Raw genomic sequence first — 26,804 nt, forward strand, 5'->3', positions numbered from 1 at the left:
CTTTTGGGGTCGAATAAACGGTAAATACAGTTGACCATCTTTTCAGGAGTAACGATGCGCAGCACGCATTTCACCCAAGCAAGCTACCTCAACAAAGAATCCCGCGATCGCGCTTTTCAGGCCATGACCGATGATGAAGGCGTTGATATCCTGATTATTGGCGGCGGTGTCACCGGCGCCGGTATCGCGCTGGACGCGGCAACCCGCGGCCTGCGCACCGCTATTATCGATCAGGGCGACTGGGCAAACGGTACCAGCTCATGGTCATCAAAGCTTGTTCACGGCGGCCTGCGCTACCTCTATAACCTTGACTTCAAGCTCGTGGCTGAGGCACTAAAAGAACGCGGTCTCCTTCTCGAAAAGACCGCTCCCCACCTAGTGAAGGCACAGCCTTTCCTCTGGCCGCTGAAGATGCCCGTTATTGAACGCGCATATTCAGCAGTAGGCATCGGTATGTACGACACCATGGCATTTGCAGGTGCACGCGGCCGTCACACTGTTCCCGCCCAGAAGCACTTCACCAAAAAGGGTGCCAAGAAAATCTTCCCCGACATCAAAAACGATGTCTTCACCGGCGCTATCCAGTTCTACGATGCTCGCGTTGACGATGCCCGCTTGGTCATCGACCTCATTCGCACCGCAGCAGGCTACGGCGCGCTTGCCGCATCACGCGTCGAGCTCACCAACGTTGTCAAGAACAACCTCGGCACCGTAGTTGGCGCTGAAGTGCGCAACCTGGAAACCGGCGAGAACGCATCCATCAAGGCCAAGCACATTATCAACGCTACCGGCGTATGGACCGAAGAAACCGAATCTTTGGCACAGGAAGACGCTGGCCTTGAGGTACTGGCATCCAAGGGTATTCACATTCTGGTACCCCGCGATCGCGTTAAGGCAACCAGCGGCATCTTCACCATGACTGAAAAGTCAGTATTGTTTGTTATTCCGTGGCAGCGTTACTGGATTATCGGCACCACCGATACCCCGTACACCGAGGACATCAACAACCCGGTAGCTACCGCTGATGATATTCAGTATGTTCTCGATGAAGCCAACCGCCTGCTTGCTAATGAACTCACCAAGGACGATATTATCGGCACCTACGCCGGTCTTCGCCCGCTTCTGCAGCCTAAGCTCAAGGAAGGTTCAGAGTCTTCATCAACCAAGGTTTCACGCGAACACACTGTTACCCAGATTGCCCCGGGTATGAGTGCAATCGCCGGCGGCAAACTGACGACCTACCGAGTTATGGCTGAGGACGCTGTTGACTTTGCTCTCGGTGAGACCGCTAAGGCTCGCCCGTCAGTCACAGAGTCCATTGAGCTCGTGGGCGCAACCGGTTACAGCGCGGCTGAAGCACAGCGCGCTAAAATCGCTCAGATTCACGGCTGGAACGATGAGCGCATGACCCACCTGCTGGAGCGCTACGGCTCAGATATCCACGAACTTCTGGCACTCATCGAAGAAGATGGCTCGTTGGCAACTCCTCTGGCTCATGCACCCCAGTTCTTGCGCGCTGACGTTCTGTTTGGCGTTCGCTTTGAAGGCGCACTTCACCTTGAAGATATCCTGATTCGCCGTGTGCGCCTGGATCTTGAACAGCGTGACCGCGGACTTTCCAGCGCTGAAGAAATCATCGAGATTATGAGCGAAGAACTCGGTTGGGATGCTGCTACCGAACAGCACGAGCTAGATACGTACAAGGCACGCGTTGAGGCTATCGCAGCAGCAGAAAATGAGACCACCGACTCAGCTGCAACCGGGCACTTGAGCAACGCTCAGACCGTCGTTTCACGCGCATAAACCCAATAAGGTTTAGCTCGTTTGAATGAAGCGGTGCGAACATCGACACTAAAGGTGCTCAATTATGTTTGCACCGCTTCACCCCTTAAACTTTTCGAATCTAGACTAACCGGTCAGATTCGCACAGGGGTATCGCCTACGGTGAATACCCCGCGCATCGGTACAACGCCGTGCCGTGCGAAACACACCTTTCACAGTTCAAGGACGAACTATGTCAGAGCATAAATCCTCTCTCGGATTTCTTACAGCGCCACCTGCTGGGTGTAGTTGTTCTTGCGTTGATTCTCATGACGATCATTGGCAAAGAAGAACGCAAGCTCCTGGCGGTCTCTCGTTCGCACCAGCCCTAAGGATGCGTGCGCGCTGGTGGCCGGGAAACGGCACTGACCACCGGTTTCATGTTTTGGAAATGTTTTCGCGGATTTAATGTCTCACGGCGTTGGATCAGCCCCTAGACTACTCATCAGTAGCAAAAACAATTTAAAAGCTAAGACGATTGCTTGAGAATTCGAGCCAACGTCTTTCACTGGAAATCTATACGGTTTCCACTGACTTGATGCACAAGGTTGTGCAGAAAGGACACCTACGTATGTCTCTTATGGCTCAGGCACCGATGCTTCTTGCCGACGGTGCGACTGCCCTGAAAACTGCTGAGGGTACGGCAACAACGTTAGGAGTTTTCTCCTCTGAGGTTTTGGGTACTGCGGTGCTCTTGCTGTTGGGTGCCGGTGTATGTGCAGCTGTTACTCTGCCTAAATCTGCAGCGCGCAATAATGAGTGGTTGTTGATTGCTTTTGGTTGGGCAATGGCTGTGTTCGCAGCTGTATATGTTTCTGCGCCCTCGGGTGCGCACCTTAATCCTGCGGTGACCATTGGTCTTTTTGTAGCGGGAAATGATTTCGCCCCCGGTGTAGCTCCCACCGTAGGCAACATGTTTGTCTACTTCGCCGGTGAATTCCTCGGTGCCTTTATCGGTGCGTGGCTAGCTTACCTGGCGTATAAGAAGCTCTTTGATGAAGCAGAGCCCGGCAGCACTCTCGGCGTATTCTCAACCGGCCCCGCTGTACGCTCTTACGGCTGGAACGTAGTTACCGAAGTTATCGCGACTTTTGTCCTCGTGGGATTTGTCGTGGCATCGGGTCTTACCCCCTCCGGTCTGGGTCCGCTCGGTGTATCGCTGGTGGTTCTCGCCATTGGTATCTCACTCGGTACCCCCACCGGTTACGCCATCAACCCTGCACGTGACCTTGCACCCCGCGTCGCTCACGCCCTCATGCCTATCAAGGGCAAGGGCTCATCAAACTGGGCATACGCGTGGGTACCGGTTGTTGGTCCTATCATTGGCGGAGTCCTGGCGGCGCTGATTGTCCCCGCGATGCTCGCTATCTAAATTTTTCGCGCGGACGCGGGCAGGTGACAATCAGCTAATGCCCAGCGTCCGCACCTACACTTATATAAACCCACCGGTTGAACTCAAACTTTGTTTTAACCGCACAACGATGTGAGGAGTCATCTCATGGCCGAGAAACTACCCGAACGCAAGAAGTACATCCTGTCCATCGACCAGGGCACTACCAGTTCCCGCGCTATCCTGTTCAACAAGAAGGGCGAGATTTGCTCGGTTGGTCAGATGGAACACAAGCAGATTTTCCCCAAGGCTGGCTGGGTTGAGCACGATCCCATGGAGATCTGGCGTAATATCCGCAAGGTCGTGGGTGAAGCGATGACCGCCCAGGAAATCAACCATCACGAAATCGCTGCTGTTGGCATCACCAACCAGCGCGAGACTGCTGTGGTGTGGGATAAGAACACCGGTGAACCCATCTACAACGCTATCGTCTGGCAGGACACCCGCACCCAGAAGATTTGCGATGAGCTCGGCGGAGAAGCCGGCGCGGGCAAGTATCAAGACATTACCGGACTGAATCTTGCAACCTACTTCTCGGGCCCCAAAGTCAAGTGGATTCTCGATAACGTTGAAGGCGCCCGCGAAAAGGCTGAAGCAGGCGATCTGCTCTTCGGCAACACCGACACCTGGGTTGTTTGGAACCTCACCGGTGGCACCAACGGCGGTGTTCACGTCACCGACGTTACCAACGCATCACGCACCATGCTCATGAACATTCGCACCCTTCAGTGGGATGAAAAGATTGCAGCTGAGATGGGTATTCCCATGAGCATGCTGCCCGAGATTAAGTCTTCATCTGAAATCTACGGCAAGGGCCGCGAAAAGGGCTTGCTCAACGGCGTGCCGATTGCTGGCATCCTCGGCGATCAGCAGGCTGCTACCTTCGGCCAGGCATGTTTTGAAAAGGGCATGGCAAAGAACACCTACGGTACCGGTAACTTCATGTTGATGAATACCGGCACTGAACCCGTTATCTCTGACAACGGTTTGCTGACCACGGTTGCGTACAAACTGGGTGACGCTGACCCCGTCTACGCTTTGGAAGGCTCCGTTGCGGTCTCGGGTTCACTGATTCAGTGGTTGCGCGATAACTTGGGTATGCTCAAGGACGCTGCGGAGTCAGAGAAGCTGGCTACCAGCGTTGAAGATTCCGGTGGGGCGTACGTCGTTCCCGCTTTCTCGGGTCTGTTCGCACCGCACTGGCGTTCAGACGCCCGCGGCGTCATCGTTGGTTTGACTCGCTATGTCAACCGCGCACATATTGTGCGTGCAGCTCTTGAGTCCGTGGCATGGCAGAGCCGTGAAGTTCTCGATGCTATGAACGCTGATGCTGAGGCAGCCGGCGTTGGTGTGCAGCTGGGCGAACTCCGTGTAGACGGCGGTATGACCGCTAACGAGTTCCTCATGCAGTTCCAGGCTGACATTTTGGGTGTTGAAGTTGTTCGCCCCAAGGTTATTGAAACCACCGCTCTCGGCGCGGCCTACGCAGCAGGTATCGCTGTTGGCTTCTGGGATGGCGAGCAGGATGTGACCGACAACTGGGTTGAAGATAAGCGTTGGACGCCTCAGATGGACTCAGAAGAGGTCGAGCGTCAGTACCGCAACTGGAAGAAGGCAGTCTCAAAGACCCTCGACTGGGTTGATGATGACGTTGAGCAGCACTAATTTGTGATGCGCTGATATCGTACGAGTTCTCGCCGGGTGAAAGCTCCCGGCGAGAACTCTTTTGTTTTAAACCTGTAGGGTGGAGAACATGGCTACTTCATCTTCGTTGGCTCAACGTTTACGTTCACTCGATGGAAAATCCTACGGTGCTCTCAAATCTTTGATGGGCACGTATGAATTTGAGGGGTTTTCCCTTCACATCGATAGGGTGCAGTCTGACCCGTATGCGCCGCCATCGCGCATCCGCATCAGCGTGCCGATCAGCAAAACCAACCTGTCAGAAGATACTTTGAGCACCTATGAGCAGAAGGTGGCTGTTCGCGACTTCATCGCTCGCGATATTGCGGATGCTATTGCTCACGGTCCACGAGATTTTCGGTTTGTATCCCCCGGCCAAGAAATTTTGGAACGATCATCGGTTGTTATTGATGACAGCGAGGTTCAGATTCGTCTAACGTTCGGGTTTCCTGCTGCCGGACGACGCGTCAAAGGTGCTCTTGCCGCGCGGTTACTGGTGGATGATTTGCCCGACCTTGTGCGTTTTAGTGCCCTGGGTGAGGACCTCGATCGTGAGGCATTGGCTGAGCACGTTATCACCTACACCGATTTTTTATGGCTGCAGAATAGTCTCACACATGACGGTCTGATTGGTTTTGTTGCCAATGGCTCGGTGCTCGCACGCGCTAGCGGTGATTCTGACCGCCCGCTGGCGCAGGCAGTGCCCTTTGAGTCGCCGGAGTCTTTGCAGGTGGACCTTACGGCCCCTAGCGGTCGCGTCCTTAAAGGTATGGGAATTCGCAAGGGCATCACTCTCATTGTGGGCGGCGGCTACCACGGCAAATCCACCGTGTTAAAGGCTTTAGAACGCGGTGTCTATGCTCATGTTCCCGGCGATGGACGCGAGTTTGTTATCACCGCGGCCGATGCTATGGCGGTGCGCGCTGAAGACGGACGAGCTGTCACGGGCGTCAATATCGATCCGTTTATCTCAAACTTACCCGGTGGAATCGATACGAGTGATTTTTCAACGTCTAATGCATCGGGCTCAACATCGCAGGCGGCAAATGTTGCAGAAGCTTTGGAAATTGGAACATCGGCTCTGCTGATGGACGAGGATACCTCAGCGACTAACTTCATGATCCGCGACACCGCCATGAAAGAACTGGTGGCTCCGCGCTTTGAGCCTATTACCCCGTTTGTCGATCGGGTCAGGGCAATGTATGACGAGCTAGGCGTATCGACTGTGATTGTGATGGGCGGCTCCGGGGCATTCTTCTCGGAGGCTGACACTGTGATTGCCTTGAATGAATACGTTCCGCAGGACGTCACCGCTCGAGCCCACGAAATCGCTGCGAGCTATGCGCCGCCACGGCCAGTCAGCGATATCCACAGTGAAGGTGAGAAAATTTATACCGGTTTTCTCAGTGCCTCTGAGCAAAAAATGCTCAAGCAAGATCCTGCGCCTTACCGCGTTGCCCGCCCGGGTGCTCTAGGTACTCAACAGGCGCGTAAAGCCCCGCGAGCGCGAGGTTTGCATGAGGTTGAGATCGATAAGCAGAGCACCGAGCTGCGCTATGTGTCTCAGCTTGTTGATTCCTCGCAGACCCAGGCTATTGCACTTGCGTTGAAACAGGTGGATCAGCAACTGACTCCGACCACCAGCATTGCCAGTACCGCGCAGCTTGTGATTGCGCAGTTGCGCGCTAATGGGCTGGATGGTTTAACCGGTGGCGGCAAGAACTTTCGCGGTGACCTTGCGATGCCGCGCGCGTCCGAGCTGATGGCGACCATTAACAGGATGCGCAACCTGCGTGTGCAGACACCTACTGGCTGAGGAAAGGCTTAGCTATTTACCAGCTTAAGTTCAGCAAAACAACAAGTCACGCCTAGCTTTGGCCGCTACTATACAACCCTCAGTTCCCAGGAAACTCATAAGCTACACAAAAAACGCACAGGTATTCTCAACGAGTAACACAGCGAATTAGACCTCAGCGGTCATTTTGGTTTTTGTTCTCAAGGGGAGTTTCATGCAGGTTTTGGGTTTACCGGCGCACCCGTTGGTTGTTCACTTTGGTGTTGTGCTGATGGTAGTTCTGGCTTTTGTAGGTATAGCACTTGCTGTCTCATCGCGTTTTAGCCGGTGGCTGGGCTGGGGTCTGCCGGTGCTGGCTGTGATCGCAGGCGTTGCAGCTCTGCTGACGAAAGAAACCGGTGAAATGCTGGGTAAGACAGTCACCGACGTGAATTTTCACCAGCATGAAAAGTATGCGGATGCGGCTGTAGCTAGTACTGGCGTGCTTGTGATTGCGTGCCTGCTGTGGTGGGTGTTGAGCTCGCAGGCACACCGCGTTAGCGCTTTAGAATCGCTTGCCGGCAAGCCTTGGGTATTTGCGGTTCTGCGCTTTGTTCTGATTATCGGTGCCCTAGCTGTTTTGGTCACCGGCGCACTGACCGGTCATACCGGCGCGGCTCTCACCTGGCAGCAGTAGCCTCTCAATAGCGCATCCTTGAAGTTAAGAGGCAGAAGGTGCAGATACGGCCTTGTATCTGCACCTTTTGTACCTGTGGCGTTATTTCTTTAGTTCTTCAAAACGTTCGATGGCAAAATCGTAAGTAGCTACAACATCAGCAATTTCAACGATGGGCGGCAGCAAACCTGCTTCTTGGTGCTCCAGTAAAAATTCAGCCAGGATGTACGCTGATTCTTGATCTTCACTAAGGATGCCTTCGGTGACGTCTTCTGCGCCGTTGAGATCAAGAATAGGTTTTGCAACACCGTAGTGTCCCATAAGCTGAGCCTGGTAGGTACCTTCATTTTCTTCGGTGATATCGATAATAAGGTCTGACAATTTTCGACTCCTCTTCAGGGGGTTTGCATCTTTTTCACCATACACCCGGGAGCACCCACCGCTTGAAAATTTGCTTAACAGATGCAACAAATATTTTCATGTCACAATATTGATATGGACGCACAACACACAGCAGACATGACCGACAGTTCTCAGCCGCTAGAATCTAACGACGCCACAGTTGCCTCCGGCGCACCGCAGACAGACGCCGAGGGCACTGAGGCAACCACGGTACATGCTCTGTACGAATCTCCACTGGGCACGCTCTATCTAGCTGCCACAGGCACTGCATTGGTGGGCTCCTGGTTTCAAGGCCAAGCACACTTTCCCACCCCGCACGTGCTCGGTGACCGCGTCCAACTCAACGATTCTCCCATACTGCAACAGGCCGCTGAAGAACTGAGCGAGTACTTTGAAGGTAAACGCACCAGCTTTGACCTCCCCCTAGCCCCTGACGGCACTGACTTTCAGCTAGCTGTGTGGGAGGCCCTAAAAGATATTCCCTACGGCTACACCACCACGTACGGGCACATCAGTAAAATCGTTGGCCCGGGAGCTCCTGCCCAAGCAGTAGGACAAGCCGTGGGCCACAATAAAATTTCAATCTTTGTCCCCTGCCACCGTGTGCTATCTGCAGACGGCAAACTGACCGGTTATGCAGCAGGCCTCGACCGCAAGCAATACCTGCTCGATCTTGAAGCGCCGTCCGCCGAAGAAGAAGGTCGCCTGTTCTAATAAGAGCTCACTCATGTCTGATTCTCTTTTTACCGACAGCGATTTACCGCGCCAGGCACGCGAAATTTTACCGGGAGTTATTCACCTTCCCGGCTGGTTAGACGTGACTCAGCAGCTCTTTTTAGTCCGCCAGTTTCAGCTCTTTGCCCAGCGCGGCATCCCGCCGCACAGCCCCGATATTTTCGGCAAGAAAATGTCTGTTCAAATGACGTCCTTGGGCTGGCATTGGAGCAACTACGAATACACGCAGTCTGTACCTGAACTAGGCGGCGCCGCTCCCCTGCCCGTCCCGGATTGGATTGTAAGGTTAGGACGCCGCGCGGTAGAGGACGCCTATGCCCGGCCAAATCTGCAGTGGCCGGTGGAGGAAACCGAACGCACGATACGTTGGGCGCGCTCCTACACCCCGGATATGGCGCTGGTGAACTATTACTCACCGCAGGCGTCCATGGGTATGCATCAGGACAAAGAAGAACGCTCCAGCGCCCCCATCGTTTCGCTATCCATAGGCGACACCGCCATTTTTAGGGCAGGAAACACAGAAACCAAAAACCACCCCTACATTGACCTTCGGCTGGCATCCGGCGATCTTGTTGTTTTCGGCGGCCCCAGCAGATTCATGTACCACGGGGTGCCCAAAATTCTTGTCGGGACAGCTCCCACCGACATCGGTTTGCACAGCGCAGGTCTTACCGAAGGTAGGTTTAACTTGACCCTGCGAGATACTGGATTAGCAGCGCTAGCAACAGCCGGATTACCGCTGAAATAGCAGTGAGGAAGACATGACTGACCAACTCGTTCGCCCCGCATGGGCACAAGCAGATTCGCTATTGCAGCGCTACTATGACACCGAATGGGGCGTGCCGGTGACACACGAGAGAGGCGTCTTCGAACGGGTGTGCCTCGAAGGTTTTCAAGCAGGTTTATCGTGGCGCACCATTTTGGCCAAACGCGAAGCGTTCAGGAAGGTCTTTGCCCATTTCGACCCCGAGGCCGTAGCCCAATTCACCGAGGACGATGTTGAGCGTCTTGCCCATGATTCCCGCATCATTAGGCATCGCGGAAAGATTCGTGCCGCCATCGCTAATGCGCAGGTAACTCTCGCGCTACGTGAGCGCGCAGCCGCAGGTGAGGCATCCTTGCAGGGCTTCACGGTAGATCGTGTTCGAACCAACGACGTTGAACCTGCCGGTACGCTCGACGTGGACGCAGGTCTCCCCGCCCTCATCTGGGGCTTCAGACCCGCCGCTACCCCGTGTCCTGCGTCCTTAGAAGAGATTCCAACGCAGGACGCGACGTCGGCAGCCCTTGCGCTAGAGCTAAAAAAGCAAGGGGTTAAGTTCATTGGCCCCACCAGTGCCTACGCTCTGATGGAAGCCATTGGCCTGATTGATACGCACCTGGTAGATTCACACCGGCGCGGAATCTCAGGTATTTACCGCGATTAAGTCAGAAATCCCGCCGGCGATTACCTGAGAAAAGATACAGTGCTGTGCTTACGCAACTGCCAGCAGAAGGACGCCCAACAGCGGAGGTACAAGCTGAATCAGGGCAGGTTTACGCTTATCGGGTGAGGTCAAAAATAAGAAGATTCCTGCTACAGCCATTGAGCCAGCCCCGGCAAAGATGAGTGCCGGACCCCAGGATGCGCCGGCGACAGTTGCACCTGCTCCTACCGCAGTTACAAGTGCCAGCATCAGGTTATACAGCCCCTGATTTACTGCCATTTCTTTGGTGATAGCGGCACGTTCGGGGGTGCTACCAAAGACTTTCATGCCCTTGGGCTGGTCCCATAGAAAGGTCTCAAGAACCCAGATATAAATGTGAATCAAAATTGCGCCAGTAACAAAAACTAAAGATGCGATAAGCACGGCAGACCTTTCAGGGGCAAAGTAGTGTCGTTCAAATATACAGCTGAGTTCTTTACTGCACAGTGAGTAGAACTATTGTGTTAATTACTTTCCTCAGTCTTTAAGCAGATAAGAGGTACTGCAAAGAATCTCTGCACATCTTTGGGAAAAGTTTACTGTCTGTCAGGATTATTAAAGAGTATCTTCATGGTATCGACGAGACGTAAGAAAAATGTCTAAGCATCCAACTCCACCGGTGAATCCAGATAATTCTAAAGGTCAACTGGAAAAGCTAGTTGATGATACAACGGATCCTCAGGTTGATTACACCATTGTCACGTTCTTTGCCACGGGTATTATCAGCGCGCCTGTGCTTCTGTACTTTATATCTGCGCTTACAGAACACCACTTTGAGTTCAATTTCTATGACGCTAACTTTTGGGCGAGCCTCATCGGCCTTATCGTTTATCTTGCCGGTATAGCTTTTCTTGGTCGCAAGTTATCAAGTGAGAATTTCAACGGCGAATGGTCAAAGTTTCTTATGCTGGTAGCGTTGACATTTACTCTTTTAGCTACTTCTGCGATGAAGTTCGAGTGAGTAAATTCAATTCCGAGTTTTATGGTCGTTGGCGGTCTTTTCGCTCAAATTTTCAAGATTTATCGCTGCATACAAAATTCCCGAGATACACACGGAAACTGTATGTATCTCGGGAACATCATATGTATCTGACGAAACCGCCTAGTCTAGTTGAGCTTGCCGGTTACGGACTGCGCCGCATCCAGAAGCTCGCCGTTTGCAACCATTTCTACTGTTGCCTCAATTTCAGGTGAGAGGAAGCGGTCGGTGCCCGGCCCCTGGACCTCTTGACGCAGGCGATCAATCACAGCGGCGGTTGCAGGTGCAGGCACCTGAGGTGCACGCAGATCAATACCGCGGGCCGCGGTCAGAATCTCGATAGCGATGACGCGGGTCAGACCATCGATGGCGCGGCGTAGCTTGCGTGCAGCGCTCCAGCCCATGGATACGTGGTCTTCCTGCATTGCCGATGACGGAATGGAGTCAACGGATGCGGGGTTAGCCAGACGCTTCAGCTCAGAGACGATTGCTGCCTGGGTGTACTGGGCAATCATATGGCCGGAGTCTACGCCGGGATCATCTGCCAAGAAGGGAGGCAGGCCGCGGTTACGGGCGGTATCCAAGAAGCGGTCGGTGCGTCGTTCCGAGATGGATGCGGCGTCCGCCACTGCGATAGCGAGGAAGTCCAGCACGTATGCCACGGGTGCGCCGTGGAAGTTACCGTTGGATTCTACGCGACCGTCGAGAGTTACCACGGGGTTATCGACTGCCGATGCGAGTTCGCGCTGAGCGACGGTGCGGGCGTGAGCGATGGTATCGCGTACAGCGCCTGCTACCTGGGGTGCGCAACGCAGGGAGTAGGCATCCTGTACGTAGGTGCTGTGGTTGCCTGAGTGGTGCTGAATAATGTCTGAGCCTTCGAGGACCTTGAGCATATTTGCTGCGGCATCTCCTTGGCCGGGGTGAGGACGCAGTTCGTGCAGGTCTGCAGAGAACACGCGGTCGGTGCCTACAAGACCTTCAACGCTCATTGCTGCGGCAACGTCTGCCAGCTTGGTCAGGCGGTCGAGATCATCAAGTGCCATCACGAGCATACCCAGCATACCGTCAGTACCGTTGATGAGGGCAAGACCTTCTTTTTCAGCCAGTTCTACAGGCTTAAGTCCGTACTTTTCCATGGCGTCTGCGGTTTCGTACAGTTCGCCGTTTTCATCGCGGACGTAGCCTTCGCCGATGATGGCAAGTGCACAGTGAGCCAGCGGTGCTAGGTCACCGGAGCAACCCAGTGAGCCGTATTCGTGCACTACCGGGGTGATACCGGCAGAGAGCATATCTGCGTAAGCCTGTGCAACTTCGGGGCGAACGCCGGTGCGTCCGGTCGCAAGGGTTGAAAGACGCAGAAGCATGAGCGCGCGGATTACTTCGCGTTCAACCTCCGGGCCAGAGCCTGCAGCGTGCGAACGAATCAGACCGCGCTGCAGTGCGGTGCGCATCTCCAGCGGAATGTGCTTGGATGCGAGCGCGCCGAAACCGGTGGAGACACCGTAGACGGGCTTTTCGTGGTTAGCAAGTTCGCGGATGCGTTCTGCTGATTTTCCGATTTCTGCCAGTGCGTCTTCGCTGAGCTTTACTTCAGCGTTGTTGCGTGCGACGTTGATGACGTCTTCGAAGCTGACGGCGCCAATGCCGACAGTTACGGTGGGGCGTGAGGTAGTCATTGTTTTCCCTTCGCGAGATTTTGCTCAGTTTATGCTGAGAAAGGTTGGTGGTGAGTGAGGGCGGTGTGGGCTAGGCGTGCCGCTGTTTTGGCGGTGCGTCCGTCGATGTCGAAGCTCGGGTTGAGTTCGGCGATGTCGAAGGCAATCAGTTTGCCGCTACGGGTGACCTGTTTGATGATGCTGTTGATGATTTCCAGTTGCACACCGTAGGCTGCTGGAGCGCTGACGCCGGGGGCGTTTGCTGCCGGTAGCACATCGAGATCAAGCGTCAGGTAGACGATATCAACGGATTCGATGAACCAGCGCACAAATGTTTCAATGTGTTCTTTATTCGAGACGGTGCATTCTTCATCGAGCAGGTATTTCACGCCGTACTCTTGGGCGGTGTCAAAGAGAACCTGGGTGTTGGATGCTTCTGAGATACCGATGACCGCGTATTTGGCGTTGGTGGCGTGAGCGCGTTCAGCATCCAGTGCCTGTTTGAAAGGTGTCCCTGAGGTGGGGCGATCAGCCTGGCGCAAATCAAAGTGGGCATCAAGGTTGAGGATGCCCACGGTACGTGGTTTGCCGTTGTGAGCGCGTAGCTTTGAACCGGCAACGCCGCTGTAGGTACCGAACGCTACTTCGTGGCCACCGCCGAAAACAACAGGCAGAGTTCCCGCGTCGATGGCAGTGGCAACGGCTTCAGCAAGTTTGCGGTGGCCGTCTTCAAGGTCGGTATCGACAACGATAGTGCCCGCATCTGCCAATGCAAGATCGGTGACGCGAGTGCTCTTGGGCGCCTTGGCTAAGGCAAGAGAACCCAACGCTGTACGTAGCGCATCGGGGCCAGCAGCTGCTCCGTCGCGTCCTGAATTGCGGCGCACACCCTCATCGGATGAAAAACCGATGAATACGGCGTCGCACTCCCCCAAAGAAGTCTCGGCTAAAGGCTTCACATTGGTGTGGATGCGGGCGTGTTCGGCGCCATCGCCGTCAACGCGCCCGCTCCAAGCGGCGGCTGGTTGGTCAACACTGATGGAGGTGCTCATGCACTTCTCCTTTCATACAATGATGCGCCGTCACGCCACACACCGCTGATGAGGTCAACGCCGGGGCGGTAGGCCAGGTGCAGGTGGTTGGGCGCATCCAGGGCAATAAAGTTGGCGCGTGCACCGACTGTCAAAGAGCCGATGTCGGTGCGCTGCAGTGCCGCGGCACCGCCGGCGGTAGCTGCCCATACGGCTTCATCCGGTGACATGTGAAGATCACGCACAGCAAGCGCAATGCAAAACGGAATGGACGTGGTGAAGCTAGTGCCCGGGTTGCAGTCCGCGCCCAAAGCCACGGTAGCCCCGGCGTCAATAAGACGACGCGCGTTAGGGTAATCGTTACGGGTTGAGAAATCAGCACCCGGCAAAACCGTAGCAACGGTTGAGCTGTTGGCGAGCGCATCCACGTCAGCATCGCTGAGGTAGACCACGTGGTCCACGGAGGCTGCCCCCAGTTCCACTGCAAGTTGCACACCGGCGCCATAGGTGAGCTGGTTACCGTGCACGCGCGGAATCAGACCGTGTTCCATTCCTGCTTTGAGGACAGTGCGGGACTCATCCTCGGTGAACGCGCCTTTTTCGCAGAACACGTCGATCCACTTGGCATGCGGTGCGCATTCGGGAATCATACGGTCAACGACCATCTGCACGTATTCATCGTGCTTATCGGCATATTCGGGCGGGGCAACGTGAGCGGCAAGCAGAGTCGCCTCATCGCTACAGGATGATGCCACCTGGATGCCGGTCAGCTCAGACTCAGCAGACTGCCCATACCCTGTCTTGATTTCAACGGTGGTGCTTCCGGAACGAGCGTACTCATCAAGGAGCTTACGCGCGTTGTTCTCAAGTTGTTCAGGTGATGCGGCACGGGTCTGCTCGATGGTGTAGCGAATACCGCCAGCTGAGTACTTGGTGCCTTCCATGCGCGCCGCGAAATCGTGTGAACGGTCGCCCGCAAAAATCAGGTGCGAATGCGACTCCACAAAGCCGGGCAAAACGGCGCGGTGATCCAGGTCAGTGCTGGAATCAGCATCGGGCGCCTGGGCAACTTCACCCACCCAGGCGATCCGACCATCTTCCACCACTACTGCCGCGTTATCGATAACGCCCAAGGCTCCTCGCTCGTGCGACGCATCGTTCGTCACGAGTGAGGAGATATTGGCGAAAAGATGAGAACTCAAATTTAGTCCTGTTCCTTCATGGGGATGCGAACGCCGCGTTCTTCTGCAACGTTTGCTGCGTGCTCGTAGCCTGCGTCCACGTGGCGGATAACGCCCATGCCGGGGTCGTTGGTGAGCACGCGCTCAAGCTTCTGCGCTGCCAGGTCGGTACCGTCAGCAATGCAGACCTGACCTGCGTGGATGGAGCGACCCATGCCAACGCCGCCACCGTGGTGGATTGAAACCCATGACGCGCCGGATGCGGTGTTAACCAGTGCGTTGAGTAGCGGCCAGTCAGCAACAGCGTCGGTGCCGTCCTTCATCGCCTCGGTCTCGCGGTAGGGTGATGCCACAGAACCTGAGTCAAGGTGGTCACGACCGATTGCGATGGGGGCTGAGATTTCACCGTTTGCAACCATTTCGTTGAACTTCAGACCAGCCTTGTGGCGCTCGCCGTAGCCCAGCCAGCAGATGCGTGCGGGCAAGCCCTGGTATTCAACCTTTTCGCCTGCCATCTTGATCCAGCGTGCAAGGTGCTCGTTCTCGGGGAAGAGTTCGAGGATTGCACGGTCAGTTGCTTCGATATCCTTGGGGTCGCCTGAGAGAGCTGCCCAGCGGAAGGGTCCAAGGCCTTCTTCGAACATGGGGCGGATGTAGGCGGGTACGAATCCGGGGAATTCGAAGGCGCGCTGGTAGCCTGCCTTGCGTGCTTCATCGCGGATTGAGTTGCCGTAGTCAAAGACTTCAGCGCCCTTATCCATAAAGCCGACCATTGCTTCTACGTGTGCCGTCATTGCCTCGCGTGAGCGCTTGGTGAACAGTTCGGGGTCGCGAGCTGCTTCTGCCTTCCATTCATCGAAGGTGACGTCGGTGGGCAGGTATGACAGCGGGTCGTGCGCGCTGGTCTGGTCGGTGACGATGTCGATGGGTGCGTCCTTGGCAAGAAGCTCGGGGAAGATTTCTGCTGCGTTACCAACGACGCCGATGGACAGCGGCTTCTTAGCGTCGCGAGCCTCTATTGCCAGCTCAAGGGCGTGGTCGAGGTTGTCTGCCTTGACGTCGAGGTAGCGGTGCTCGATGCGGCGGTCGACGCGAGATTCGTCGACATCCACGGCGATGACAACACCGTCGTTCATGGTAACTGCCAAAGGCTGTGCGCCGCCCATACCGCCGAGACCAGCGGTGAGGGTGATGGTGCCTGCGAGGGTTCCGTCAAAGCGCTTGCGAGCAACAGCGCCGAAGGTTTCATAGGTGCCCTGCAGGATGCCCTGGGTGCCGATGTAGATCCATGAGCCTGCGGTCATCTGACCGTACATCATCAGGCCTTCAGCTTCGAGCTTGCGGAAGTGCTCCCAGTTAGCCCAGTCGCCGACCAGGTTTGAGTTAGCAATCAGAACGCGAGGTGACCATTCGTGGGTGCGGAAAACACCAACGGGCTTACCTGACTGAACGAGCAGGGTTTCATCATTCTTCAGGGTCTTGAGGGTGTTGGTAATCGCGTCGAAGGCTTCCCAGCTACGAGCTGCTTTGCCGGTGCCACCGTAAACCACGAGGTTGTCGGGGTGTTCAGCGTTTGCCGGATCGAGGTTGTTCATGAGCATGCGCAGTGCGCCTTCTTGCTGCCAACCGAGGGTATTGAGGTCGGTGCCGGTGGGCGCGTGTACTTCGCGGGGTTCGTGAGCAGTCATAGGTGAGACTCCTTGTGTTCTTGAATCGACGGTGATTCATGAAGTGACTTATTGACGAGTTTGTTTAGTTGTGGCGTACCTTGCAGGTAGAATTTCTAGGTACGTGGCACAGCTTACACGATTTATTGTCTTGTATATACAACCTATTGTCAATGGAGAAGCGCGTGACTAAAGACCAAGAACTCGCGGAGATGTTTACATCGCACGCGACTCTCAAGCTGCCCGCCTACAAACTGCTCAAAGACATCATTGCCTCACAAGTACGGTCAGGACGCTGGAGCGCCGGCGAAATTATCCCCAGCGAAAATGAGTTGGTGGCGGCTCTTGGCATCTCGCGCATGACAGTCAACCGCGCCATTCGCGAACTTACCGGCGAAGGGCTACTCACCCGCATCCAGGGCATCGGCACTTTTGTTTCAGACACCAAGTCAACCTCATCGCTCTTTGAGGTACGCAATATTGCCGATGAAGTCACTGAACGAGGCCACCAGCACAGTACCGATATTGTGCTCATGGGCGTGGAGTACCGCAAGGATAGCGTGCAGCACTTTGATATTGAATTCGGTGAAAGCGCCTTTCACTCCGTGCTGGTGCACTATGACAATGGACGCCCCATTCAGCTAGAGGATCGCTACGTCAACCGCGAGGCCATCCCCCAGTACATCGAGCAAGATTTCACGCAAACCACCCCGAATACGTATCTGACTGACAAGGCACCGCTCACGCGCGGTGAGCATGTTGTAGAGGCAGTTCTACCCACCTCAGAGCAGGCCGAACTTTTGGGCATTAGCCCGGCTGATCCCTGCTTGCGACTGTCACGCAAAACGTGGTCGGGTACCACCCTAATTAGCGCGGCTGTGCTACTTCACCCCGGTAGCTCCAGCAGGCTCGAAGGCACATTCGGGGCATAGCCTCACCCTTTTCTCATAGGTGGGTACCAAAGCGTCCGGTCGAAATTTTGAGAGCGCTTTGAGACCTCTCTTGTGTGCCAGAACCTGAAATTTTGCGCCATACAGTAGACGGGCGTCACATAGTGTGATTATATAGACGCCATACGGTTAAAAACCGGCAATCCTAGGGTTGTTACTTAGGCAGTGATCTCACAAAATTCTGCGGAGTTTTGACGAAAACTGTACTGGAGGCAAGACCTAAGTGCTCTCGCATATTTGTGTACAGCACTTGGGTCTTTTTTGTTACCTGATGCCAGCGCACGCGCGTTGCACCGGCACGCAGAGGGAACGAAAAAGACTTGGAGTTGCTCGTTCTGCACCGCCTGTGGGTGGTGTTTGGCGTGCGCAACCCCGGGCTCGTCGGTCAGATACAAGGGAGATCCCGTGGCAACTAAAGTTGACTACGAAGCAACCGGCCAAGAGGTGCTACGCCTGGTCGGTGGCGAAGAAAACGTGAACTCACTCGTTCACTGCGCAACGCGTCTGCGTTTCAAGCTCAAGGATGAGTCCAAGGCGAACGATGCCGCTATCAAGGCGACCGAAGGCGTCGTCACCGTCATGAAATCGGGCGGTCAGTACCAAGTGGTTATTGGTAACGATGTACCGCGCGCCTACGCTGGCATCGTCAACAACTCGCGTTTAGGAAGCGACGCTGCAGACGACTCAGCCAAAGGTTCAAAGGGTAACCTGCTCAACCGCTTTATTGAACTGATCTCTTCAATCTTCTTGCCCATTTTGTGGACGCTTGCCGGTGCCGGTCTAATCAAAGCTTTCACTGCGCTGGCAGTTACTTTTGGTTTCAGCACCGAAAGTCAGGAATACATCATCCTGAACGCCATTGGTGACTCCATTATCAACTTCTTGCCCTTTGCCATCGCAATCACCTCGGCAAAGCGTTTCAAGGCTAACCAGTTCACCTCTTTGGCGCTGGCAGGCATTCTGCTCTACCCCACCATTATTGGTCTGCACACTGCTGGCGAGCCGGTTCATTTCTTCGGCATTCCGGTAGTGATGGTTTCATACGTTTCATCGGTTATCCCGATTATCCTGGCTGTTTGGGTGCAGAGTATTCTTGAACGCTGGCTACAGCGTGCACTCCCCTCAGCTATCCGAAACTTCACCGTTCCCATGCTGGTTCTGCCCATTGTCGGCCTGGCAACCCTGATGGTCGTCGGCCCCATTACCACCTTTGCATCTAGCCTAATCGCATCCGGCATTACCTCAGTCTGGAACTTCGCACCGTGGCTAGCAGGCGGTATTCTCGCTGGCTTCTGGCAGGTACTAACCATCTTCGGTCTGCACTGGGGCCTGGTTCCTGTCATGCTCAATAACCTCACCACGCTCGGTCACGACGTTATGGCAGCAACCATCTTCGCTCCTGTGCTTGCTCAGGGTGCAGCTGCACTGGCAGTTATGCTCAAGACCAGCGACAAGAAACTCAAGCAGGTTGCAGGCCCCGCATCGCTCTCCGGCATTCTTGCAGGTATCACCGAACCCGCAATCTACGGCGTTAACCTGCCCCTGAAGAAGCCCTTTATCTTTGGCTGTGTGGGCGGTGCAATCGGTGGCGCACTGGCAGCAGCAGGTGGCGCGCAGACCAGCGCATTCGTCGTACCTTCAGGTCTGACTCTGCCCGTATTTATCGGTACCCCCGCAATGTTCATGGTCTTCCTCGGCGTAGCAGTGGCAATGATCTTCGCGTTCGTCATGACTTTCCTGTTCGGTGTGCCCAAGGTAGAAACCGAAACCGAGAACGCCTTTGTTGAAAAGCTCGACAACGGCGAAGACTCAGGTATTCCGGCACAGACTGTTCCCGCCAATTCCAAGGTAGTTCCCGCCGACGCCGTAGTTGTACCCGCCGGAACCGTCGTTCCCACCGCAATTACTGAAGAGAACACTACCGACCTCGTCGCGCCCGTCTCAGGTACCGCCATCGCCATGAAAGACGTCAATGACCCCGTCTTCGCATCCGGCGCAATGGGCAAGGGTATCGTGATTGTGCCGACTTCAAACCAGGTGGTCGCGCCCATCTCAGGCAAGATTGTCACCGCGCTGGATTCCGGCCACGCCTACGGCATCCGCTCAGAAACCGGTGTTGAACTGCTCGTTCACGTCGGCATCGACACCGTGCAGCTAGAAGGCAAGCACTTTACCCGCCGCGTCGCCAAGGGCGACACCGTACGCGCTGGCCAGCCACTGGTCGACGTTGACTTCCCAGCTGTAGCAGCCGAAGGCTACGATACCTCCGTTCTCACCATCGTCACCAACACCGGCAACTTCTCCGTTGTCGAACCCCGCGTTGACGAAAAACTAAACGTTGGCGACCTCGCCGTCATCATCGAACGCTAATACCTAAGGACGCGCCGCACAGCAAACGCCGTGGGGCGCGTCCTGGATATGACCGCACCGCTGGCAACAACGATGCGACTCTTTTTCAGGGACTGGAACCACCATTGAGCACCGCAGTGAAGCTCAACGAGCGGTACCAGTCCCTGATTTCATGCCATGATTAAACAAAAACCAGCGCGCAAAGGAATTCTAAATGAGTACCGCTGATAAAGCCGCTATTGCCAGCATCGTCGATACAGCCCGGTCTGCCTTTAACACCGGCGTCAACTCGAGCCAAGAACAGCGCCGCACCCATTTGCTCGCGCTGCGACGTCTTGTGACAGAGAACGAGAACGCTCTACATGAGGCTCTACACGCCGACCTCCACAAAAACCAATTCGAGGCAGACTTCTCAGAACTCAACGTGCTCATCTCAGAGATCAACGCGGCGTTGCGCTCGCTGAGCAAGTGGATGAAGACTTCGCGAGTACGCACCGGTATGCCCGCTATTGGTGCGCAATTGCAGCCTGAGCCGCTGGGTACGGTGCTGATTATGGCTCCGTGGAACTACCCTGTTCAGCTGTTGCTTAATCCGCTGATTGGCGTACTGGCTACAGGTAATACAGCAGTACTCAAACCGGCACCTGAGACAGCGCATATGGCGGCGCTATTGGGTGAGCTGATTCCTCGGTATTTTCCCGATGGCGCGGTCACTATTGCTACCGGCCCCGTTGAGGTGGCGACTGGGCTTCTGACCCATCGCTTTGATTTCATCGTTTTTACGGGGTCAGGCAAGACCGGCAAAATTATTCTTGAGGCAGCTGCCAAGCATCTAACCCCGGTTCTGTTGGAGCTTGGCGGTAAGTCACCTACGTGGGTGGATGCGCAGGCTGATTTGGAGGATGTTGCACAGCGTATTGTGTGGGCTAAGTTTTTGAACGCTGGCCAAACCTGTGTGGCACCGGATTATGTGATGACTCCCGCGGCAAATGTTGTCCCGTTGAAGGATGCGATGGAAAAAGCGATCAGCCAAAGCTTTGGTGATGATCCGCAGACTGCCAAGAATTTTGGTCGCATTGTTTCAGAGAAACGTTTTGACCGCTTGGTGGAGTTGTTGGGCAGTGCCCCGCTTGATGATGAGGTATCTTACGATAAGGGTGACCGCTATATTCAGCCGACTGTTGTGGTACTGGATGAGTGGAATCAGGTTCTTGGTGAGGGCTCGAATCAGCCGTTGATGAGCGAGGAAATCTTCGGACCTGTTCTGCCGATTGTGCCTGTTGAGACGCCTGAGCGCGCTGTTGAGATTATCAACGCGTGGGATAAACCGCTGGCGCTCTACACTTTTGGTGCTTCCCGGGAGACACAGCGATTGTTTGAGCAGAAAACGTCGTCTGGAGCAGTGGCACATAATGCTGCTTTGATTCAGGCAGGCTTGGGCGCACTCCCCTTCGGTGGTGTGGGTGCCTCAGGTATGGGGCGCTACCACGGCAAATTCTCGTTCGACACGTTCTCGCATCACAAACCGGTGGTCAAGGTTTCCCCGCGCATCAATCCGCTGAAGGTTATGGATGCGAACAGCCCCAAGTGGCTGACGGACGCGATCACGAAGTTCCAGCGGAGGGGCTAGGTGAGACTAAACTGACGAAAAACGCGCCGCCCACCATTGACGGTGGGCGGCGCGTCCTTACGTCGCTAAAAACTAGGCCTTAACGCTCACTCGCACGCCGGTTGACGGGCGGGTCAGCACGCTAGTCCACGAGAAGGTAGTGTCGGCGGGGTCGTCTGAGATTTCAACCTTTTCGTCGCTCATCGCGGCCACGGTTGCTGACAGTGCCGCGATAGCGATTTTCTCGCCGGGGCAACGGTGGCCAGTCAGCACGTCCGCACCGCCCTGAGGCAAGAAACCCTTCACAGCTTCGTAATCCTCAACGCCCATCCAGCGTTCGGGATTAAACTCCGCAGGCTTCTCCCAAACGGACGGTGAGTTGTGAGTACCCACGATATCCATAAGCACGCGCTGGCCCTTATGAATCGGGCATCCCGAAATCTCAGTCTCCACCATCGAGAAGGCAGGGAGCATAGGGACGAAGGGGTATGCACGGCGGACTTCCTGCGCGAAAGCCACAGCCTCGGCAACGTTAATGAGGCGTCCGCCGTTGGCAACAACAGCCTCGCGAACCTTGAACGCCTCATCGGGGTTCTGCACCAACGCAACCGCCGCAAAAGCAGCAAAACGAGAGACAGCAACGGTAGGACGCGTCAAGTTCTGCAACTCAATGCCAGCAGTTTTAGCGGGTACAAGCTCACCGTTTTCATCGACCAACCGTGCAATGTGCGCCAGCACCGAATCCTGATCAACGGTCAAAGCACCCGAGCGAACATCGGTAATCAGCTTCTTTGCCCACTTATCGAGCTTGATGCGATCAACCTGCGCCAGCGCATTGTGCAAGGGCGAACCGAAGTTATCGAGCAGGTGGCTGTACTGTTCAGCGCGCTTTTGCAGTTCTTTATCGTTCATTGGGATGCCAGCCCAGCGGAAAGCCGCGCGACCGTAAGCGATAGCAACATCGTCGTAGACGTTGCCGGGTTTCTGCGCCCAACCGTCAATCACACGCTGAATTTCTTCTTCAACCAGAACTTTGAATTTCTCTACGCGGTCATCATCGTACGCCATAGCGGCAAGCTGGGTTTTGCGAACCTTGTGCGCCTCACCATCGAGGGTATGCACCGCGCCTTTACCAAACAGGGCGTCGCTAATCGGGCCGGGCATCGCTCCCCCGCGCGCAATCTTTGACTCATCGTAGAAGAAATCAACTGCTTCTTCACCGCGAATAATGGTTGCAGGCTTACCCAGCAACGGGAAGGTGAAGGGCTGGTGCGATGCCGGGGCTATGCCAGCCTTGCGGCGCATCTCAGCAGCAAAGAGGTAGCCCTTAGTGATAAAGCGTTGAAAATTTTCTGTGGTTGGAATTTTTGAAAATGAAGTAGCCATACTTAAAAACTACTGACTGGTAGGTGTTACTAAGCAATATGACAACAGTGTGTCGATAAGAAATTTTGTTCCACTTTGATGTTGAACATCGAAACCGTAGGTAATCTACAAAGTCTCAAGTCAGCTGGCTGTCCGATGAATACCATGCATATTTGAGGACGCCCAACTCGCTCTTGGATGAAGAATCTACGGTTACCTTTCATTTAGACTTAAGACGGTTTTCGTTTTCTACGCCACAGTTTTCTCAACCGCTAGGAGTCTCATGCGCATCGTGCATATCTACAACAACAACGTTGTTCTTGCGCAGTCAGATTCTGGTGAGCAGGCTGTGGTTTTAGGGCGAGGTCTTGCCTTTGGTGCTAAGAAGGGGCAAGAGATTGACTCCGCAAAGATTGAGCAAACCTTCACGCCGCAGTCAGCTGATGATGACCATGTGAGCGCTCTGCTGTCTGAAATCCCGTCCGATGTTCTGCAGGTGGCAACAGAGCTAGAAATCTACGCCAAAGAATAGCTTGGTCTCAAGGTCGCTCACTCGATGGTGTTGCCCCTGGCAGATCACCTCAATTACGCGCTATCGCGAGCGCGTGACGGTGTTCAGGTAGATTATCCGCTGAGTATAGAGGTGACGCAACTGTACCCGCGTGAGTTTTCGTTCGGCAGGTACGCTTTGCAGCTCGTGAAAGAGCGCTTTGACGTGGCCCTTCCTGAAGAAGAGGCCACGCCGTTCGCGCTTCACCTGGTGAACACGCAGTTCTCCAACGAGGATTTGAGCAAGATCTATCGCATGACCGAGGTCTTTGCGCAAATCTTCAACGTGATTGCTTTTGCTTACGGTCATCCGCTGGATCAGACGCATATGTCGGTGGCTCGTTTTGTCACGCATCTTCGCTACCTTTTTGTGCGCGCTGAGCAGGGTAAGACTGTCGCTGGCGGTGATCTAGCTGCTCCTGCCATCCGTGAGGCGGTGCGCACCAGTTACCCGAAGGCTTACGAGTGCGCTCACCGCGTCAAAATGCTCTTGGAGCTACATCTGAATGTTGATCTTTCGGCGGATGAGCACACTTACCTGACTATTCACGTTGCGCGTCTTGCCAAGGATTCGTGGGACGAGGCATCTGCCTAAGCATCTCTTGCAACAACTATTTACGACGCACGATGACAACGGTATCCTCGAAAGTCATGATTTCGTTGTGCCCGTGATGCGTACCTTCACGCGTCCAAATCTCTGCAGTGGCAACGTCCCACAGTTCCGGATCGAGATTTAGGGCGGTTAAGTCAGTGTCTGGTTGAGGGAACATCGAGCGGTCAAAATTTGGTTCTTTGCCTGACGGCGGCGCGGTATGCGAGGTAATCAGCATGGTGCCGCCGGACGCTACCGCCTGGGTTGCGCGCTTGAGAATCTCATGACGTTCCAAAGCTACCGGCGATTGGAAGAAGGACGCGGTCACCAAGTCATACTGTTGTTCTGGCTGCCACTGGTGTAAGTCCTGGGCAAAGAAATGTGTGCGCTCAGACAGGCCAGCTTTTTCTGCCGCCGATTCAGCACGCGCCACTGCGGTGCGGGAAAGTTCAAGACCTGTCGCATCCCAGCCTAAAGATGCCAGCCAGAGAACATCGCCGCCTTCGCCAGCGCCCAGATCAAGCGCGGTACCGGGGGTTAGTTCCGATGCCACTTTTTCAAGTACAGCGTTCGCTTTGCCTGACCAGATGTTATCGCCGGTACCGTAGCGTCCTTCCCAGAATTCGGTGGGATCCATCGTGGGGTCTACATCGTGCATTGACATTTTCGTTCCCTATCGTTGAAAATCGTTCTCATTCATTCTGTCATTCAACCGTGCAGAGCAACTGAGCAGTAGCATTCGGTTCACCGACAGCGTCATAGCTACTGCACACAAAAATCGGGTAGGCACTTGAGAAAAGTACCTACCCGATGAGTCAGTTACTCGCATCAGAGCAACCATCCCTCAGAAGCTGTTTCTATCTAGCCTCACAGCTCTTTAGACGAAGAGCGAGAGAACGAAAATCCACACCATTGAGATGACGAGCAAAGCAATGGAGTACTTGATAGCGGCAGAGGTAATCTGCGACTCCTGACCGCCTTTTTCTACTGCAGCAGCCGCAATAGCGATGGACTGCGGTGAGACGATTTTCGCCATAACGCCACCGGTGGTGTTGGAAGCAACCAACAGCGCGGGGTTAGCGCCAATCTGCTGCGCGGTAACGCTCTGCAGTCCGGCAAAGAGAGTGTTGTTGTTGACCACTGAGCCGGTGACGAACACGCCAATCCAACCGATGATCGGCGAGAAGAACGGGAAGATTGAACCTGCCGTAGCTAGCGCCAAGCCGAGTGACGATGACATGCCCGCGTAGTTCATCACGTTAGCAACGCCCATGACCAAGCAGATCATAAGAATCGGCATCCACAACTGTTTGATAGCACCCTTGAATTCTTCAAAGGCAGCGCCCCATGAGATGTTCGAGATGGCGATGGTAATCAGAACTGCAATCAGGATTGCGGTACCGGATGCGCCAATGATTGACCAGCTCCAGGTTGCGGGCATCGGGGTGGTCTGCGGTGCAATGGGAGCAACTTTCTCCATGACGTTGTGCAGGCCGGGAATCTTGAAGTTCAAGGTGGTAAAGCCAAGCAGACCTGCTTCTTTACCGGTCTTGGGGTCGGCAGCAGCGAAGAGGCCCTTGATGAAGGGGACGCTCCACAGCAGAATCATGGCGGAGAGAATGAGGAAGGGGCTCCATGCCTTAGCAATCTGTGAGCCAGTGTGGCGAACAGTCTGCGATTCAAGTTCTGCGAGAGTTGGCGCATTGGGTTCGCGGTAAATGTGCTTGGGCTGCCATTTGCGCATGATGAGTGCAAGTACAACCAGGCCAAGGAGCGGCGGGATAATGTCCACCAGGTCGGGGCCAAGAGCAACAAGGACGATAGCCTGAGCTGCAGAGACTACAAAACCGATGAGCAGTGCAACCCACCAGGTTTCCTTGATTCCGCGTACGCCGTCAAGAATTGCAACGAGCAGAAGCGGAATGAAGATAGCGATAACCTGCGCGCTAAGCACCATCATCAAGGCGAATTCGGCCTTGTCTACGCCACCTTGCTGAACAGCAACAATGGAGGGAATACCGATAGCACCATAGGCACCGGCAGCTGCGTTCGCGACCAGGGCAACAACACAGGCCTTAACAGCATCAAAGCCTAGGTTCACGAGCAATGCCGCGCAGATTGCGATAGGAATACCGAAGCCAGCGGCACCTTCTAAGAAGCCACCGAAGCAAAATGCGATGAGCAAAACCTGAATGCGCTGATCAGCTGAAATAGATGAGACGGAAGAACGGATAATGTCGAAGTTACCTGCTCGTACAGTAACGCGGTAGAGCCAAACAGCCATCAAAACAATCCAGCCGATGGGCCACAGACCACCCAAGAAACCCAGTCCGATCGCGCCCAAGGACGCGGTGAAAGGAAGCTTAAAGAGCAACACACCGATCGCAACAGCTGCAACCAGCGAGATAATTGCTGATTTGAGGCCTGTCAGCTTCAGTACCGTCAGACCTAAAAGAAAGATGATGATGGGCACTGCGGCAACCAAGGCTGAGAGCGCTTGGTTTCCTAGCGGGTCGTACACCTGTTGCATGGTGTTGGTGTCCTTTCACGAGGCGGTAGCCTCACGGGAGTGATGTGTTGTGGAGTTTGTTCCGTTAGAAAAATTACCACATAAAACCAACTTGATTTTCCGGTTTTATGGGGCGCAACTCCCCGCAAAATAGAGTCAAAACCAACATAAGTCCACAGCTCCACAAAGAACCGCATCACTATGCATAGTCACATCTAAACCTTATGACGCAGATTACTAAGTACTGTGATAGATGAAATAAAAAATATTTTCATCCTTCCTCAGCAACACACTCACTACCGCATCAAAACCCACCACTTCTTCAATCTCAAAATAAACCCGCAGTTAACCCCGCCGTGACTCGAGCCTCCCTATACTGAAGATGGAACCACCGCACTAACCACTGATCGTCACTAGG

At 54.7% G+C, this 26,804-nt stretch carries 24 protein-coding genes; 15 read left to right on the forward strand and 9 right to left on the reverse strand.

Going from position 1 to position 26,804, the window contains the following annotated elements; translation table 11 throughout:
- Window positions 1-54 precede the first annotated feature (54 nt).
- From IDM49_RS07695 to IDM49_RS07720, 6 genes are all read left to right on the forward strand, one after another.
- The gene (locus IDM49_RS07695) at window positions 55-1,803 is read left to right on the forward strand and encodes a glycerol-3-phosphate dehydrogenase/oxidase (RefSeq protein WP_190724079.1); all 1,749 of its coding nucleotides are present in this window, start codon (window positions 55-57) and stop codon (window positions 1,801-1,803) included.
- A 170-nt stretch (window positions 1,804-1,973) separates the two neighbouring features.
- The gene (locus tag IDM49_RS07700) at window positions 1,974-2,153 is read left to right on the forward strand and encodes a hypothetical protein (protein ID WP_190724080.1); all 180 of its coding nucleotides are present in this window, start codon (window positions 1,974-1,976) and stop codon (window positions 2,151-2,153) included.
- Window positions 2,154-2,392: 239 nt separating this feature from the next.
- Window positions 2,393-3,193, forward strand: coding sequence for an MIP/aquaporin family protein (locus tag IDM49_RS07705; protein ID WP_190724081.1), 801 nt, complete (start codon window positions 2,393-2,395; stop codon window positions 3,191-3,193).
- A 126-nt stretch (window positions 3,194-3,319) separates the two neighbouring features.
- Window positions 3,320-4,876, forward strand: coding sequence for a glycerol kinase GlpK (glpK, locus tag IDM49_RS07710; protein ID WP_190724082.1), 1,557 nt, complete (start codon window positions 3,320-3,322; stop codon window positions 4,874-4,876).
- An 88-nt stretch (window positions 4,877-4,964) separates the two neighbouring features.
- Window positions 4,965-6,710: an ABC-ATPase domain-containing protein gene (locus tag IDM49_RS07715; RefSeq protein WP_190724083.1), complete on the forward strand. Its 1,746-nt coding sequence runs from the start codon at window positions 4,965-4,967 to the stop codon at window positions 6,708-6,710.
- A gap of 193 nt (window positions 6,711-6,903) precedes the next feature.
- The gene (locus IDM49_RS07720) at window positions 6,904-7,365 is read left to right on the forward strand and encodes a DUF2231 domain-containing protein (protein ID WP_190724084.1); all 462 of its coding nucleotides are present in this window, start codon (window positions 6,904-6,906) and stop codon (window positions 7,363-7,365) included.
- An 81-nt stretch (window positions 7,366-7,446) separates the two neighbouring features.
- On the opposite strand, the gene IDM49_RS07725 is transcribed toward IDM49_RS07720, so the two are convergent.
- Entirely contained in the window at window positions 7,447-7,725 is a 279-nt protein-coding gene (locus tag IDM49_RS07725; RefSeq protein WP_190724085.1) for a hypothetical protein, read from the reverse strand.
- 114 nt (window positions 7,726-7,839) lie between these two features.
- Here IDM49_RS07725 and IDM49_RS07730 point away from each other — a divergent pair, with 114 nt between their 5' ends.
- The 3 genes from IDM49_RS07730 to IDM49_RS07740 are packed head-to-tail and all read left to right on the forward strand — an operon-like array spanning window position 7,840 to window position 9,908.
- Window positions 7,840-8,460 carry a methylated-DNA--[protein]-cysteine S-methyltransferase gene (locus IDM49_RS07730; protein WP_228008044.1) on the forward strand — a complete coding sequence of 207 codons (621 nt, stop codon included), beginning with the start codon at window positions 7,840-7,842 and terminating at the stop codon, window positions 8,458-8,460.
- 13 nt (window positions 8,461-8,473) lie between these two features.
- Entirely contained in the window at window positions 8,474-9,229 is a 756-nt protein-coding gene (locus tag IDM49_RS07735; RefSeq protein WP_190724086.1) for an alpha-ketoglutarate-dependent dioxygenase AlkB family protein, read from the forward strand.
- 13 nt (window positions 9,230-9,242) lie between these two features.
- Window positions 9,243-9,908, forward strand: coding sequence for a DNA-3-methyladenine glycosylase I (locus IDM49_RS07740; RefSeq protein ID WP_190724087.1), 666 nt, complete (start codon window positions 9,243-9,245; stop codon window positions 9,906-9,908).
- A 48-nt stretch (window positions 9,909-9,956) separates the two neighbouring features.
- Here IDM49_RS07740 and IDM49_RS07745 read toward each other — a convergent pair whose 3' ends face one another.
- Complete coding sequence (locus tag IDM49_RS07745) at window positions 9,957-10,331, reverse strand: DUF1304 domain-containing protein (RefSeq protein WP_190724088.1); 375 nt, start codon at window positions 10,329-10,331, stop codon at window positions 9,957-9,959.
- 211 nt (window positions 10,332-10,542) lie between these two features.
- Between IDM49_RS07745 and IDM49_RS07750 the strand changes: the two genes are divergently transcribed.
- Window positions 10,543-10,908 (forward strand): hypothetical protein, encoded by a 366-nt coding sequence (locus IDM49_RS07750; RefSeq protein WP_190724089.1) that lies wholly within the window; start codon window positions 10,543-10,545, stop codon window positions 10,906-10,908.
- Between the two features lie 146 nt (window positions 10,909-11,054).
- Here IDM49_RS07750 and hutH read toward each other — a convergent pair whose 3' ends face one another.
- Genes hutH through hutU form a run of 4 tightly spaced genes read right to left on the reverse strand, consistent with a single transcriptional unit; the run spans window position 11,055 to window position 16,484 of the window.
- On the reverse strand, window positions 11,055-12,605 hold the full coding sequence (hutH, locus tag IDM49_RS07755; RefSeq protein ID WP_190724090.1) for a histidine ammonia-lyase: 1,551 nt from the start codon (window positions 12,603-12,605) through the stop codon (window positions 11,055-11,057).
- 29 nt (window positions 12,606-12,634) lie between these two features.
- Window positions 12,635-13,636: a formimidoylglutamase gene (hutG, locus tag IDM49_RS07760; protein WP_190724091.1), complete on the reverse strand. Its 1,002-nt coding sequence runs from the start codon at window positions 13,634-13,636 to the stop codon at window positions 12,635-12,637.
- Window positions 13,633-14,817, reverse strand: coding sequence for an imidazolonepropionase (gene hutI / locus IDM49_RS07765; protein ID WP_190724092.1), 1,185 nt, complete (start codon window positions 14,815-14,817; stop codon window positions 13,633-13,635). The genes hutG and hutI overlap by 4 nt, the downstream gene beginning before the upstream one ends.
- Before the next feature lie 2 nt (window positions 14,818-14,819).
- Window positions 14,820-16,484, reverse strand: a complete 1,665-nt coding sequence (hutU, locus tag IDM49_RS07770; protein WP_190724093.1) for a urocanate hydratase — start codon at window positions 16,482-16,484, stop codon at window positions 14,820-14,822.
- A 164-nt stretch (window positions 16,485-16,648) separates the two neighbouring features.
- On the opposite strand from hutU, the gene hutC reads away from it, so the two are divergent.
- The 3 genes from hutC to IDM49_RS07785 all read left to right on the forward strand — a co-directional run bounded on the left by hutC (window position 16,649) and on the right by IDM49_RS07785 (window position 21,392).
- Entirely contained in the window at window positions 16,649-17,395 is a 747-nt protein-coding gene (hutC, locus tag IDM49_RS07775; protein ID WP_228008045.1) for a histidine utilization repressor, read from the forward strand.
- Window positions 17,396-17,818: 423 nt separating this feature from the next.
- Window positions 17,819-19,783, forward strand: coding sequence for a beta-glucoside-specific PTS transporter subunit IIABC (locus tag IDM49_RS07780; RefSeq protein ID WP_190724095.1), 1,965 nt, complete (start codon window positions 17,819-17,821; stop codon window positions 19,781-19,783).
- 193 nt (window positions 19,784-19,976) lie between these two features.
- Window positions 19,977-21,392: an aldehyde dehydrogenase family protein gene (locus IDM49_RS07785; protein ID WP_190724096.1), complete on the forward strand. Its 1,416-nt coding sequence runs from the start codon at window positions 19,977-19,979 to the stop codon at window positions 21,390-21,392.
- 72 nt (window positions 21,393-21,464) lie between these two features.
- Here the strand turns inward: IDM49_RS07785 and IDM49_RS07790 are convergent, their stop codons facing one another.
- Window positions 21,465-22,757, reverse strand: a complete 1,293-nt coding sequence (locus IDM49_RS07790; protein ID WP_190724097.1) for a cytochrome P450 — start codon at window positions 22,755-22,757, stop codon at window positions 21,465-21,467.
- 262 nt (window positions 22,758-23,019) lie between these two features.
- On the opposite strand from IDM49_RS07790, the gene IDM49_RS12250 reads away from it, so the two are divergent.
- Both IDM49_RS12250 and IDM49_RS07795 read left to right on the forward strand, forming a co-directional pair.
- Window positions 23,020-23,268, forward strand: coding sequence for a CAT RNA binding domain-containing protein (locus IDM49_RS12250; protein ID WP_228008046.1), 249 nt, complete (start codon window positions 23,020-23,022; stop codon window positions 23,266-23,268).
- Between the two features lie 24 nt (window positions 23,269-23,292).
- On the forward strand, window positions 23,293-23,880 hold the full coding sequence (locus IDM49_RS07795) for a BglG family transcription antiterminator (protein WP_228008047.1): 588 nt from the start codon (window positions 23,293-23,295) through the stop codon (window positions 23,878-23,880).
- A gap of 16 nt (window positions 23,881-23,896) precedes the next feature.
- Here IDM49_RS07795 and IDM49_RS07800 read toward each other — a convergent pair whose 3' ends face one another.
- Window positions 23,897-24,541, reverse strand: coding sequence for an SAM-dependent methyltransferase (locus IDM49_RS07800; RefSeq protein ID WP_190724098.1), 645 nt, complete (start codon window positions 24,539-24,541; stop codon window positions 23,897-23,899).
- A gap of 213 nt (window positions 24,542-24,754) precedes the next feature.
- Complete coding sequence (locus IDM49_RS07805) at window positions 24,755-26,407, reverse strand: L-lactate permease (protein WP_190724099.1); 1,653 nt, start codon at window positions 26,405-26,407, stop codon at window positions 24,755-24,757.
- Between the last annotated feature and the right edge of the window lie 397 nt (window positions 26,408-26,804).

Source organism: Rothia terrae (assembly GCF_014705925.2).
Lineage (GTDB): Bacteria > Actinomycetota > Actinomycetes > Actinomycetales > Micrococcaceae > Rothia > Rothia terrae.

Coding starts and splice junctions, on each gene's coding strand:
- hutG (WP_190724091.1), bottom strand. CDS start 13,636: ATGAGCACCTCCATCAGTGTTGACCAACCAGCCGCCGCTTGGAGCGGG.
- IDM49_RS07795 (WP_228008047.1), top strand. CDS start 23,293: ATGGTGTTGCCCCTGGCAGATCACCTCAATTACGCGCTATCGCGAGCG.
- hutU (WP_190724093.1), bottom strand. CDS start 16,484: ATGACTGCTCACGAACCCCGCGAAGTACACGCGCCCACCGGCACCGAC.
- IDM49_RS07805 (WP_190724099.1), bottom strand. CDS start 26,407: ATGCAACAGGTGTACGACCCGCTAGGAAACCAAGCGCTCTCAGCCTTG.
- IDM49_RS07735 (WP_190724086.1), top strand. CDS start 8,474: ATGTCTGATTCTCTTTTTACCGACAGCGATTTACCGCGCCAGGCACGC.
- IDM49_RS07750 (WP_190724089.1), top strand. CDS start 10,543: ATGTCTAAGCATCCAACTCCACCGGTGAATCCAGATAATTCTAAAGGT.
- IDM49_RS07730 (WP_228008044.1), top strand. CDS start 7,840: ATGGACGCACAACACACAGCAGACATGACCGACAGTTCTCAGCCGCTA.
- IDM49_RS07720 (WP_190724084.1), top strand. CDS start 6,904: ATGCAGGTTTTGGGTTTACCGGCGCACCCGTTGGTTGTTCACTTTGGT.
- IDM49_RS07695 (WP_190724079.1), top strand. CDS start 55: ATGCGCAGCACGCATTTCACCCAAGCAAGCTACCTCAACAAAGAATCC.
- IDM49_RS07785 (WP_190724096.1), top strand. CDS start 19,977: ATGAGTACCGCTGATAAAGCCGCTATTGCCAGCATCGTCGATACAGCC.
- glpK (WP_190724082.1), top strand. CDS start 3,320: ATGGCCGAGAAACTACCCGAACGCAAGAAGTACATCCTGTCCATCGAC.
- IDM49_RS07790 (WP_190724097.1), bottom strand. CDS start 22,757: ATGGCTACTTCATTTTCAAAAATTCCAACCACAGAAAATTTTCAACGC.
- IDM49_RS12250 (WP_228008046.1), top strand. CDS start 23,020: ATGCGCATCGTGCATATCTACAACAACAACGTTGTTCTTGCGCAGTCA.
- IDM49_RS07800 (WP_190724098.1), bottom strand. CDS start 24,541: ATGTCAATGCACGATGTAGACCCCACGATGGATCCCACCGAATTCTGG.
- IDM49_RS07740 (WP_190724087.1), top strand. CDS start 9,243: ATGACTGACCAACTCGTTCGCCCCGCATGGGCACAAGCAGATTCGCTA.
- IDM49_RS07705 (WP_190724081.1), top strand. CDS start 2,393: ATGTCTCTTATGGCTCAGGCACCGATGCTTCTTGCCGACGGTGCGACT.
- IDM49_RS07715 (WP_190724083.1), top strand. CDS start 4,965: ATGGCTACTTCATCTTCGTTGGCTCAACGTTTACGTTCACTCGATGGA.
- hutH (WP_190724090.1), bottom strand. CDS start 12,605: ATGACTACCTCACGCCCCACCGTAACTGTCGGCATTGGCGCCGTCAGC.